Here is an 11,749-nt window from a genome sequence, read left to right on the forward strand (position 1 = left end):
CAGCGCGGCGTCGGTGCCCGGCCCAGGGCAGGGCTAGGCCTCGACCGGCTTGCGGCGGCTCACCACCCGCTCGTAGAGCCGCTCCAACGCACCGGCGGTCCGCTCCCACGTGTAGCTGCTGCGGACCCGGTCCACCGCGGCGTGCCCGTACGCGAACCGGCCGGCGTTGTCGGCGAGCAGCCGACGCAGCGAGACACCGAGGGCCCGCACATCGCCGGGGGGCACCAGCCGACCGGTGACCTCGTCGACGACGGCGTCCGCCAGGCCGCCCATGGCGTAGCCGATCACCGGCACGCCGCAGGCCATCGCCTCCAACGAGACCCGCCCGGCCGACGAGTAGTGCGGCGTGCAGGCGACCACGTCCGCCGACCTGTACCAGGTGGCCATCTGGTCGTGCGGGACCGCACCGACGAGCCGCACCTGGTCGGCGACGCCCACCTGCTCGGCGAGCTCACGCAACCGTCGCGCCTCGGCGTGGTTGGCGAGATGGCCGGTCGGCGGCCCACCGGCGATCACCAGTTCGGCGTCGCCGACCAGCCGCATCGCCCGGATCAGGTCCTCCTGGCCGTGCCCGGCCGAGAGTGAGCCCACCGAGAGGATGCGGGCCCGTTGTTCGCGGGGCGCCGCCTCGCCGTCGGGGTGGAACTGCTCGATGTCGACACCGGCCGGCACCAACGCGACGGAGCTGCGTTGCAGACCCATCCGGGTCAACTCGTCGACCTCGTCGTTCGACTGGGCGACGGCGATGTCGACGGCCCGGGTCAGGGCCCGTTCCAGGGTGATCCGCTCCCCCGGCCCGTCGTAGTGGCCGCCCAGGTGTCGTAGCTGCTCGACGCCGAGCGAGTGGAACGTCTGCACCACCGGGATGTCGGTCTCCCGGACGGCGTGCGCGGCGGCCAGGCCACCGACCCAGTAGTGCCCGTGCACCACCTCGGGTCGCCAGGCGCCGGACCACTCGTCGGTCAACCAGCGGCCGAACTCCGTCACGTGGGGGATCAGCTCGGCCGTGGAGAGGGGGGTGGGCGGGCCCGCCGGCACCCGGTGTACCTGGTAGCCGTCGACGTCGATCGTCGCCGGCAGTCCCGGATCGTCAGTGCGGTCGTAGAGCCGGACGTCGTGGCCCCGTTCGGCCAACTCGGCGGCGACCCGCGCTATGTGCTGGCGGGTGCCGACCGGTGGGCCGTCGGCGTGGCGGTACGAACTGGCGTGCGCGCAGACGAGGCCGACGCGCATGGGTCACCTCCCTGCGATCTTTTCCTCGGCGGTGGTCCTCCCGGTCAGAGCGTCCCATTAACCCCCGTAGCCGGAGCCGAAACCTGGCAGATCAGGAAGAGTCGCGACGAGTGCCGCCGACACTTGCGCCACAGCAAGCACAGGTGCCACCTGGGTGACAATTCGACGATGATCGACAACTGCTCGGTGGTATGACCAGGCCCGGGCGGGGGTACCGCCCAGGAATGCCGCTGACCCGCACCCTCGACGATTCGACCGTGGTGATCACCGGCGCGTCCAGCGGGATCGGCACGGCGACCGCGTACGCTTTGGCCCGCCGGGGCGCCGCCGTCGTACTGGCCGCGCGCAGTGAGCCGGCCCTGCGACAGGTCGCGCACCAGTGCTGGGAGTTGGGCGGCCGGGCGCTTGTCGTACCGACCGACGTGACCGATCTGGAGTCGGTGCGGCGGTTGGCCGATCGGGCGGCGGCCGAGTTCGGCCGGATCGACGCCTGGGTGAACAACGCGGCGGTGAGCGCTGTCGGACTGTTCGACGAGATCCCGGTCGCCGAGTTCCGCCGGGTGCTGGAGGTCAACCTGCTTGGGACGGTGCACGGCATCAAGGCCGCGCTGCCCTACCTGGAGGCGGCCGGCGGAGGCGTGCTGGTCAACAACGCCTCGGTGCTGGCCGAGGTGGCGATGCCGTACCAGTCGGCGTACAACGCCACCAAGCACGGCATCCGCGGGTTGGCCGACACGGTCCGGCAGGAGCTGCGGGTCACCGGTCGCGGTCAGATCTCGGTCTGCACCGTGCTGCCGGCCACCATCGACACCCCGTTCTTCCGGCACGCGGCCAACCACACCGGCCGCGAACTGGTGCCGCCTCCTCCGATCTACCCGCCGGAGGTGGTCGCCGAGACCATCGTCCGGCTGCTCCGTCGACCGCGCCGGGAGGCGTACGCCGGTGGCGCGGCCCGGCTGCTCGGCCTCCAGTGGCGAGTGGCACCGGCGCTGGTGGAGCGCACCCTCGGCTGGTACGCCCACCGCACCCAGTTCGGTCCGGGGGCTCGGGTGGACAGCACCGGCAACGTGTTCCACGCTGACGCCGGCGCCCGCCGGGACGGCGGCTGGCAGGGCCGACGGCGTCAGTTGGTGCGGATGACCGCGGCGTTCGGCCTCGCCGCGGCCGGGACGGCGGTCGGCACGATGGCGGCGATCAACCGCCGATCGCGGTCGGTGCGTTGATGACCGCGACCGAGCGTCCGGACGCGCGCGCGATGACCGGCGCGCCTCGTGAGGCGATCACGGCGAACTGCCGGGTGGAGGCCGACGAGTCGTCGGCGGTGGTCCGGTTGACAGGTGTGCTCGACGCCGCCGGGGCCGAGGCGGTACGTCTGGCGCTGCTCTCCCGGCTCGCCGACCGGCCCGGTCCGGTGGTGGCCGACGTGACCGGGCTGCGGGTGGTCGATCCGACCGGGCGGGGCGTCTTCGCCGAGGTTCGCCGGGAGGTCGCCGACTGGCCGGCAGCGGATCTCCTGCTGTGTGATCCTGGGGTCGGCCGCACGGAGGCGGCACTGCCGGTCGCACCGGCCGAGGAACCGGCCGCGCCCACACCGGTGGCCGGGTCCACACCGGTGGCCGGGTCCGCGACGGTGGCCGGGTCCGCGACGGTGGCCGGGTCCGCGACGGTGGCCGGGGTGCCGGCCTGGCCGACGGTGGACGGCGCCCTGGCAGCTGTCGCGGCGACGCCACTGGCGGCGGTGCTCACCGCCGACCTGGCCCCCGCTGTGGGAGCTGCTCGGGAGGCCCGTGAGCTGGTCGCCGCCGGTTGCCGACGCTGGGGCGTGCCGATGTTGATCGACCCGGCGTGCATCGCGATCACCGAAATGGTCAACAACGTGGTGGCGCACGCCCGGACCCCGATGACGGTACGACTCGCCCCCCAGGACAGCAGCCTGCACCTGGCCGTCCGCGACCACTCGTCGCACCTGCCGACGTTCGCGGGCCTGTCCCCACCGGACCGGGTCGGTGGCCGGGGCCTGCTGCTGATCGACACTGTCGCCCGCCGCTGGGGCAGCAGCCCCGCAGGGGACGGCAAGGTCGTCTGGTGCGTTCTGCACCCGGACGACGAGGTCGCCCACCGCGACTGACGGGAGGTTCCGTACCGGATGCCGGTTTCGCGACCGCACGGCCTGCCGGGCTCCGGTTACGGCGGGAGGGCAGCGGGTAGTGATCAGACATGCGCGACAACGAGTACCCGACCCCCGTGTCCGACACCGAGGCGCAAGGCCTGCCCGACACCGCAGATGACGACTCGACCGCCAACGACGATGTGCTCACCGGGCGCGAGGCGGACGGCCCGGACCCGGCCCAGTTGCCCGGCGACCGGACACCGGTGGCGGTGGACCGGTTCGGGACGACCGCCGAGGAGCAGCTCGACGGGGAGTCGCTGGACTACAAGCTCGGGCGAGAGGTCTACGAGCGTCCGGCGGACGACCCGTTGGCCGGGACGATCGACCCGAAGATCGCCTTCGAGGCGGACAACCTGGAGGCCGCGGCGGAGGCCCAGTTGGACGCTGACGTGATGGATCCCGGGCCGACCTCGGACCCGAACTCACCGGTCTCCCTCTACGACCACGGTCAGCTCGGCACTGTCGCCGACGCCACGGTGGGCCGGCTGGTGGAGCCGGACGAGGGGTCGCACACCGACCAGGAGACCGACTCGGTGGCGTACGACGCGGGCTCGGCCGGTGGCGGGGCGACCGCCGAGGAGTTGGCCATCCACGAGACGGAGCCGCCGCGCTCGGTCTGACGCCGTCCGTCGAGCCCGCAGTCAGTCGTCCAGGCCGCGTTCGATGGCGTAGCGGGTCAACTCGACCCGGTTGTGCAGTTGCAGCTTGCCCAGGGTGTTCTGCACGTGGTTCTGCACGGTGCGGTGCGACAACCCGAGCCGCTGCGCGATCTGCTTGTACGACAACCCCTTCGCCACCAACCGCAGCACCTCCGTCTCCCGGTCGGTGAGCCGGGGCGTGGCGGGCTCCGCGCCGTCGCTCGGGTCGGCCGCCTGGCCCGGGCCGGCGGCCAGCCGGCGGTACTCGCCGAGGACGAGCCCGGCCAGGCCGGGGGTGAAGACAGTATCGCCGGCCGCGGTGCGGCGGACCGCTTCGAGGAACTCGGCGGGCGCTGTTGACTTCACCAGGTAGCCGGTGGCCCCCGCCTTGACGGCGTCCAGCACGCTCTGCTGTTCGCCGCTGGCGCTGAGCATCAACACCCGCACCTCGGGCACTGCCGCGCGCAGACCCATGATCACCTCGACGCCGGAGATGTCCGGCAGTTGGAGGTCGAGGACGACCACGTCGGGCCGGGCGGCGGCGGCCACCCGGACGGCCTGTCGCCCCTCGCCGCTTGTCGCCACCACCAGGAAGCCCGCCTCGGTGAGGTCACGGGCGACGCCTTCGCGCCACATCGGATGGTCGTCGACCACCATCACCCTCGTCGGGGTCACCGCTGCGCCCTCGGCACCGTCAACTCGATCTCGGTGCCAGCATCGGGAACGGACATGATCCGTACCGTCCCTCCCACGTCGGCCACCCGACCCTGGATCGACTGGGTCACGCCGAGGCGGCCCTGCGCGGCAGCCTCGGCCAGTCGGCCGGCCGGGATGCCCGGCCCCTCGTCGCGGATCGACACCGTCACCGTCGCCCCCTCGTCCTCGATCAACACCCAGGCTCTCCCACCCGCGTGCCGCCCCACGTTGTCCAGGGCCGCGCCGGTCGCCGCGGCCAGCTCACCGGCCACCCGCCGGGGCAGCGGCACCGGGGTGGCCGGCGCGGAGAGTGCCACCGCCGTCGAGGCGTACCGACCGAGCAGGGTCCGCAGGTCCACCGCCGCCGCCTCGGCGCTGTCCGGGAGCGCGGCGGCGGCCGGATCGGTGCCGGCGATCAACGCCCGCAGCGCGGCCTCCTGTTCACCCGCCAGCCGGGCCAGCTCGCCGGCCTCGCCGGGCAGGTCGGCGCCCCGACGCTGCACCAGCGCCAGCACCTGGAGCACCGAGTCGTGGATGCCCCGGGCCAGCCTCTCCCGCTCCCGGGTGGCAGCCTCCAACTCCACAGCGCGTTGCAGCCGCTCCTCGGCGCCCACCGCGAGCCGGGCCACGTGCCCCACCACCACTCCGGCGAGCAGCATCAGAATCACCCCGGTGAACGAGGACTGGCCGATCCGCTCCCGGGTGGCCAGGTCCGCGCCGGCCACCAGCAGCGCGGCGATCGTGCCCCGCCGCCGCCCGCCGGAGACCGCCCAGGCCAGCACCGGGCCGGCCATCCAGGCAACCCCCATGGTGGGTACGCCGCCGGCGAGCGCCGCCCGACCGACCACCCACGGGGTGGCCAGCACGACGGCCAGCACCACTGCGAGGTCGGCCAGCAGCAGTGGCCAGCGCCGCCAGGCCGGCCGGGCGTACGCGATCGCGGTCGCCGCCGTCCAGCCCGCCATCACCAGGACCAGGGCGCCGACGGCGTACGGGTGGTCGTACCGGTCGACGTCGCGCACCGCGAGCACGCAGACGTACGCCAGGGACGCCACCCGGAACACCGTGAGCGCACGCCACAGCGGCACCTCGAATTCACCTGGCGGCGACGGCATGGCGGTCAGGATGCCACACCCCGGCCGGCCGCATGGCGAGCAGCGAGTGCGGTTCGGGAAACCCTGACGTACGGTGGAAAAGCCGCGAAGTACTCCGAGATCCGCCGCCGGGACGGGCCCATGACCAACGCAGATCCACACGCACCGCGTACGGTTGTGCCCATCGAACCTGCCCTCCTGATCGCCGACGCCTTCAACCAGGCCCAGGTGACCGAGATTCGACACTCGGTCACCTCCTGCGCGCATGCCTCCGGCCTCACCGGCCAACGGCTGGACGACTTCGTGCTCGCGATCAACGAGTTGATCACCAATGCGGTCCGGCACGGTGGCGGACGCGGATGGTTGCGGCTCTGGCACGAGGCCGACGCGCTGATCTGCGAGGTGTCCGACCACGGGCACGGGATCAGCCCGCAGCGGCTGGGCGACCGCAGCCGGCCGGCCCCGGACACCGCCGGCGGATGGGGCCTCTGGCTGGCCCGCGAGCTGACCGACGTCATGGAGGTGGTCACCAGCACCGCCGGCACCACCGTCCGCGTCAGCACCGGTCTCGTCAGCCCCGACCGCACCACATACTGACCCCCGCGACGGTGCCGCGTGGCTCAGCCGAAGAGCGCGGAGACGGACTCGCCGTTGTGGATCCGACGCATGGCCTCGGCCAGGGCGGGCGCCACCGACAGGACCTGCAACTCCGGCACCCGCTTGGCGGCCGGGATGGGCACCGTGTTGGTGCAGACGATCTCCAGGACGCCGTCCTGCTGGCTGAGCCGCCGCAGGGCGTCGTCGGAGAAGAGGCCGTGCGTGCAGGCGAGCCGGATCGACCGGACCTTCAGGCCACGCAGGTGCTCCATCAGCTCGACCACGGTGCTGCCCTTGGCGATCTCGTCGTCCAGCACGATCACGTCCCGGTCGGTCACCTCGCCGATCACCGCACTGATCTTGACGAGGTCGTCGCTGAACCGCTGCTTCGCCCCGGCCGCGACCGGCGTGCCGAGCAGCCTCGCGAAGGCCGCAGCCTCCTTGGCGTTGCCCAGGTCGGGTGAGACCACCACGGTGTTGCTCAGGTCGTAGCGCTGGAAGTGGGTGGCCAGCTCACGCAGCGCGTGCAGGTGATCCACCGGGACACTGAAGAAGCCGTGCACCTGCGGCGAGTGCAGCGTCATCGCGAGCACCCGGTCCGCCCCTGCCGACGTGAGCAGGTCGGCGACCAGCCGGGCGCCGATCGAGATCCGCGGCGCGTCCTTCTTGTCCGAGCGGGCGTACGCGTAGTGCGGCAGCACCACTGTGATCCGGCCGGCGGACGCGCCCCGCGCCGCGTCGATCATCAGCAGCAACTCGACCAGGTTTTCCTGGACCGGCGGCACCAGCGGCTGGATCAGGAAGACGTCCCGCTCGCGGCAGTTGGCCTGCAGCTGCACTTCCAGGCAGTCGTTCGCGAACCGGGAGACCCGCACCGGATGCAACGGCACCCCCAGGTGGGCGCAGATCTCGGCAGCCAGGTCGGGATGGGCAGTTCCACTGAAAACGGCGATGTCGCGCACGTTCGCACATCGTAGGGGACGAGGAGCGCGGCGGACGGCGGCGGGCCGCAACCGGACGTGACGCAGCTCGCACCACACCGTCGGTCCGGGTACGGTGCTGCGGTGACCCCCCAGTACGTCGCCGCCATCGACCAGGGCACCACCTCCTCGCGGTGCATCGTCTTCGACCACGCCGGGGAGATCGTCGCCGTCGCGCAGCGCGAACACCGGCAGATCTTTCCCCGGCCCGGCTGGGTGGAGCACGACGCCGAGGAGATCTGGGACAACGTCCAGCAGGTCGTCTCCGAGGCGCTGCGGGCCGCCGGCACCGACGCGGCCGGCCTCGCGGCCATCGGCATCACCAACCAGCGGGAGACCACCGTCGTCTGGGACCGGTCCACCGGCCGCCCGGTGGCCAACGCCATCGTCTGGCAGGACACCCGCACCGGGCCGCTGCTGCGCGAGCTGGCCTCGGCGTACGGCGAGGAGCGGTTCCGGGCCCGCACCGGCCTGCCCCTGGCTACCTACTTCGCCGGTCCGAAACTGCGGTGGCTGCTGGACGAGGTCGACGGTCTGCGCGAGCGCGCCGAGCGCGGCGAGGCCCTCTTCGGCACCATGGACAGCTGGCTGATCTGGAAGCTGACCGGAGAGCACGTCACCGACGTGACGAACGCCAGCCGGACGATGCTGATGGACCTCACCACCCTCGACTGGGCCCCGGACCTCCTGGACGCGATGGGCGTTCCGGCGGCGATGCTGCCCGAGATCCGCTGCTCCGCCGAGGTGTACGGCCACGCCACCGGCGTACTCGCCGGGGTGCCGGTGGCCAGCGCGCTCGGCGACCAGCAGGCCGCCCTGTTCGGGCAGACCTGCTTCCAGCCGGGCGAGGCGAAGTGCACCTACGGCACCGGCAGCTTCCTGCTGCTCAACACCGGCGCCACCCCGGTCCCGTCGACGCACGGCCTGCTCACCACTGTCGCCTACCGGATCAAGGACCAACCCCCGGCGTACGCCCTGGAGGGCGCGATCGCCGTCACCGGCTCGCTGGTGCAGTGGCTGCGGGACAACCTCGGGTTGATCTCCACCGCGGCCGAGGTGGAGGAGTTGGCGCGCACCGTCGACGACAACGGCGGCTGCTACGTGGTGCCGGCGTTCTCCGGGCTGTTCGCCCCGCACTGGCGCAGCGACGCCCGTGGCGTGATCGCCGGCCTGACCGGATACATCACCAAGGGGCACCTGGCGCGGGCCGCGCTGGAGGCGTCGGCCTGGCAGACCCGCGAGGTGGTCGACGCGATGGACGCCGACTCCGACGTGGCACTGCGCCGGCTGCGGGTGGACGGTGGCATGACCGCCAACGGGCTGCTCATGCAGTTCCTCGCCGATGTCCTCGACGTGCCGGTGGTCCGGTCCCGGATCACCGAGACCACCTGCCTGGGCGCCGCGTACGCGGCTGGTCTGGCGGTCGGCTTCTGGCCCGACCTGGCCACCCTGCGGACACAGTGGCGCTCCGACGCGCAGTGGGAGTCGACGATGACGCCGGAGCTGCGTGAGCGGGAGCTCGGCCAGTGGCGCAAGGCCGTGCAGCGCACCCTCGACTGGGTGGAGTGATCCCCCGCCCGGGGGTCACTCCCAGCGGTTGCCGGTGAGCTTCTCGTAGACGTCGACGTAGCGGGCCCGGGTCGCCTCGACCACCTCGTCCGGCACGTCCGGGGCCGGGGGCTGCTTGTCCCAACCACTGCCGGTGGCCCAGTCCCGCACGTACTGCTTGTCGTAGGAGAACTGCACCCGGCCCGGCTGGTACGACTCGGCCGGCCAGAACCGCGACGAGTCGGAGGTGAGCAGCTCGTCGGCGAGGACCAGGGTGCCGTCCGGCGCCCAGCCCAGCTCGATCTTGGTGTCGGCGATCAGGACGCCCCGGTCGGCGGCCAGCTCGGCGCCGCGCCGGTAGATGTCGAGGGTGATCTGCCGCAGTCGCTCGGCGGTGGCCTCGCCCACCTTCGCCACCACGTCGTCGTACGTGATCGGCTCGTCGTGCTCCCCCGCCGGCGCCTTGCTCGACGGCGTGAAGATCGGCTCGGGCAGGATCGACGCCTCGGCGAGCCCACGCGGCAGACGTACGCCGGAGACCGCGCCGGTCTGCTCGTACTCCCGCAGCCCGCCGCCGGTGAGGTAGCCGCGGGCGACGCACTCGACCGGGACCATGTCCAGCCGCTGGCAGCGGATCGCCCGCCCGGCGAACTCGGCGGGCACGTCGGTGGCCGAGATGACGTGGTTCGGCACCAGGTCGGCGAGCTGCTCGAACCACCAGAGCGAAAGGGCGGTGAGCAGGCGACCCTTGTCCGGGATCGGCGTCGGCAGCGCCACGTCGTAGATCGAGATGCGGTCCGAGGCCACCAGGATCAGGTCGTCGCCGTCGGCGTAGACGTCCCGGACCTTGCCCGAGTGCAGAAGTTCCACGCGCCCTAGTACACCATGCGGCGTCGGTCAGCCCGATTCGACCACCAGCGCGAGGGGCTGACCGGACGGACGTTGACACCCTCGTGCGCTGCCTGCGTGAATGGTCCGACCGCTGCCCTCGCAGGTCCAGGAGACCCCCGTGCCCGTTGTACGACCCCCGATCGACCGCCTCGGCGCTGACCCGGGCCGACGCCGACTGCTCGGCGCGCTGCTCGGCGCTCCCCTGCTCGCGTCGGGTGGGCTCGCCGGATGCAGCGACGGCGCCACCACCTCGACCGAGACGGGGCCGGTCGAGCTGTCGGTCTTCTGGTGGGGCACCGCCAAGCGGGCCGAGATCACCGAGAAGGTGCTGCGGCTCTACTCGGAGCGCAACCCCCGGGTCACCTTCCGAGTCACCTGGCAGGGCGCCGAGGGCTACTACGACCGCCTGGCCACCCAGGCGGCGGGTGGGAACGTACCCGACCTGATCCAGATCGACGACGCGATGCTGACCGAGTACGCCCAACGTCGGATCATCCTCGATCTCAGCGACCGGGTCGCCGACAACCACCTCGACCTGCGGGGTCTGCCGGAAGGGCTGATCCGGTACGGCACTGTCGAGGGGCGCACGATGGCGGTGGCCAGCGGGCAGACCCACGTGGGCGTGGTCTTCAACCGGGACCTGCTGCGGGATCTGAAGGTGCCGGAGCCACGCGGCGGGATGACCTGGGCCGAGTACTTCTCCTGGGCGGAGCAGGTCACCGACGCCAGCGACGGCCAGGTGGCCGGCACGATGGACGCGTCGGGCGACTACCGGGCGCTCTGGCTCTGGCTGCGATCGCAGGGCGGTGAGTTCTACCGGGGCAACCAGATCGGTTTCGGCGCGGACGAACTGATCGCGTGGTTCGAGCTGTGGCAGCGGGCCCGCGCCGGACGGGCCACCCCGGGCGGGGCGTTGGTCGAGCAGGCGGACAGCGCGGAGCCGGGTCGGCAACCGGTGGTCACCGGGCTGACCGCCGCGTCCTTCGCCTGGTCCCATCAACTGCCGGAGCTTCAGCGACTCACCGACGCCGAGCTGGACCTGACCGGCCTACCGGGGGCGCCGGGCGCACAGTGGGCGCGGGCGTCGATGTACTGGGCCGCGTTCCGCGGCACCCGCCACCCGGACGCCGTCGTCGACGTGATCAATTTCCTGACCACGAACGGCGAGGCCGGCACCGTGCTGGGCCACGAGCGTGGGCTGAACGCCAGCCTCGCCGTCCGCAGCTACGCCGAGGGCAGCATCACGGACCCGGCCCAGCGACGCGCCGCCGCGTTCGGTGCCAGCATCGCCGACCTGCTCGGGCCGGCGCCGGCGCCGCCGCCCCAGGGGCACGCCAAGGTGCGGACCCTGCTGGTCACCGCCGCCGAGCGCATCCGCGTCAAGCGGGACGGCACCCGGGAGGCCACCGCGCGTTTCCTGTCCGGGGCCATCGCGGCGCTCGCGGTGTGAGCGCCGGCGGCCGGCCCCTGAGGCCGGCCGCCCGGAACGTGGCGTCGCCCGAGGCGGGTGGATCAGCGGGGCGGACCGCCCCGGCGGTTGCGCATGAGACGCAGCACCAGGAACACGACGATCGCCACCACCACCAGGCAGCAGAGCAGCGGGAGGATGCCGAAGCCGCTGCGGCCCCGCCGCCGGGCGGCCTCCACCACCAACTCGCCGGTGCCCGTGGACGCCCAGGCCGCGACGGGCACGAAGACCGCCAGCACGGCCCCACCGAGGACCGCGCTGAGCCGGCCCCACCACTTACCAAATGAAGACATGTGCCCATCCTCGCCGAAGGGCGCAACCTCGGCACGTCGGTCCACGCCGAATCACGGGACCGAGATCGCGGGCAACGTCTCCGCAACGCCCCGGCAACGATGATGATCTTTACATGAATCTCCGGAGGTGATCGGATCTCA

Annotated in this window: 12 protein-coding genes; 6 read left to right on the plus strand and 6 right to left on the minus strand. The window is 72.5% G+C overall.

The genetic code is table 11. From position 1 onward, the window contains the following. Window positions 1-33 precede the first annotated feature (33 nt). A complete protein-coding gene (locus tag O7631_RS00270; RefSeq protein ID WP_278142510.1) occupies window positions 34-1,233 on the minus strand; it encodes a glycosyltransferase in 1,200 nt (399 codons plus the stop codon). Between the two features lie 224 nt (window positions 1,234-1,457). Here O7631_RS00270 and O7631_RS00275 point away from each other — a divergent pair, with 224 nt between their 5' ends. The 3 genes from O7631_RS00275 to O7631_RS00285 all read left to right on the plus strand — a co-directional run bounded on the left by O7631_RS00275 (window position 1,458) and on the right by O7631_RS00285 (window position 4,023). Further along, window positions 1,458-2,456 carry an SDR family oxidoreductase gene (locus tag O7631_RS00275; protein ID WP_269682483.1) on the plus strand — a complete coding sequence of 333 codons (999 nt, stop codon included), beginning with the start codon at window positions 1,458-1,460 and terminating at the stop codon, window positions 2,454-2,456. Beyond that, window positions 2,456-3,361 (plus strand): ATP-binding protein, encoded by a 906-nt coding sequence (locus tag O7631_RS00280; protein ID WP_278142511.1) that lies wholly within the window; start codon window positions 2,456-2,458, stop codon window positions 3,359-3,361. The genes O7631_RS00275 and O7631_RS00280 overlap by 1 nt, the downstream gene beginning before the upstream one ends. An 89-nt stretch (window positions 3,362-3,450) precedes the next feature. After that, complete coding sequence (locus O7631_RS00285) at window positions 3,451-4,023, plus strand: DUF5709 domain-containing protein (RefSeq protein WP_088987777.1); 573 nt, start codon at window positions 3,451-3,453, stop codon at window positions 4,021-4,023. A 21-nt stretch (window positions 4,024-4,044) separates the two neighbouring features. On the opposite strand, the gene O7631_RS00290 is transcribed toward O7631_RS00285, so the two are convergent. Further along, entirely contained in the window at window positions 4,045-4,698 is a 654-nt protein-coding gene (locus O7631_RS00290; protein WP_278147803.1) for a response regulator transcription factor, read from the minus strand. A gap of 14 nt (window positions 4,699-4,712) precedes the next feature. Beyond that, entirely contained in the window at window positions 4,713-5,852 is a 1,140-nt protein-coding gene (locus O7631_RS00295; RefSeq protein ID WP_278142512.1) for a DUF5931 domain-containing protein, read from the minus strand. A 120-nt stretch (window positions 5,853-5,972) separates the two neighbouring features. Here O7631_RS00295 and O7631_RS00300 point away from each other — a divergent pair, with 120 nt between their 5' ends. Beyond that, entirely contained in the window at window positions 5,973-6,428 is a 456-nt protein-coding gene (locus O7631_RS00300; RefSeq protein ID WP_278142513.1) for an ATP-binding protein, read from the plus strand. A gap of 23 nt (window positions 6,429-6,451) precedes the next feature. Here the strand turns inward: O7631_RS00300 and O7631_RS00305 are convergent, their stop codons facing one another. After that, on the minus strand, window positions 6,452-7,390 hold the full coding sequence (locus O7631_RS00305; protein WP_145779099.1) for a ribose-phosphate pyrophosphokinase: 939 nt from the start codon (window positions 7,388-7,390) through the stop codon (window positions 6,452-6,454). Window positions 7,391-7,492: 102 nt separating this feature from the next. Between O7631_RS00305 and glpK the strand changes: the two genes are divergently transcribed. Beyond that, entirely contained in the window at window positions 7,493-8,977 is a 1,485-nt protein-coding gene (glpK, locus tag O7631_RS00310; RefSeq protein ID WP_278142515.1) for a glycerol kinase GlpK, read from the plus strand. A 15-nt stretch (window positions 8,978-8,992) separates the two neighbouring features. On the opposite strand, the gene O7631_RS00315 is transcribed toward glpK, so the two are convergent. Next, entirely contained in the window at window positions 8,993-9,826 is an 834-nt protein-coding gene (locus tag O7631_RS00315; RefSeq protein ID WP_269682478.1) for a phosphoribosylaminoimidazolesuccinocarboxamide synthase, read from the minus strand. Between the two features lie 139 nt (window positions 9,827-9,965). Between O7631_RS00315 and O7631_RS00320 the strand changes: the two genes are divergently transcribed. After that, window positions 9,966-11,297, plus strand: coding sequence for an extracellular solute-binding protein (locus O7631_RS00320; RefSeq protein ID WP_278142516.1), 1,332 nt, complete (start codon window positions 9,966-9,968; stop codon window positions 11,295-11,297). 62 nt (window positions 11,298-11,359) lie between these two features. Here O7631_RS00320 and O7631_RS00325 read toward each other — a convergent pair whose 3' ends face one another. Next, on the minus strand, window positions 11,360-11,608 hold the full coding sequence (locus O7631_RS00325; protein ID WP_088950039.1) for a hypothetical protein: 249 nt from the start codon (window positions 11,606-11,608) through the stop codon (window positions 11,360-11,362). Between the last annotated feature and the right edge of the window lie 141 nt (window positions 11,609-11,749).

Source organism: Micromonospora sp. WMMD967 (genome assembly GCF_029626165.1).
Lineage (GTDB): Bacteria > Actinomycetota > Actinomycetes > Mycobacteriales > Micromonosporaceae > Micromonospora > Micromonospora taraxaci.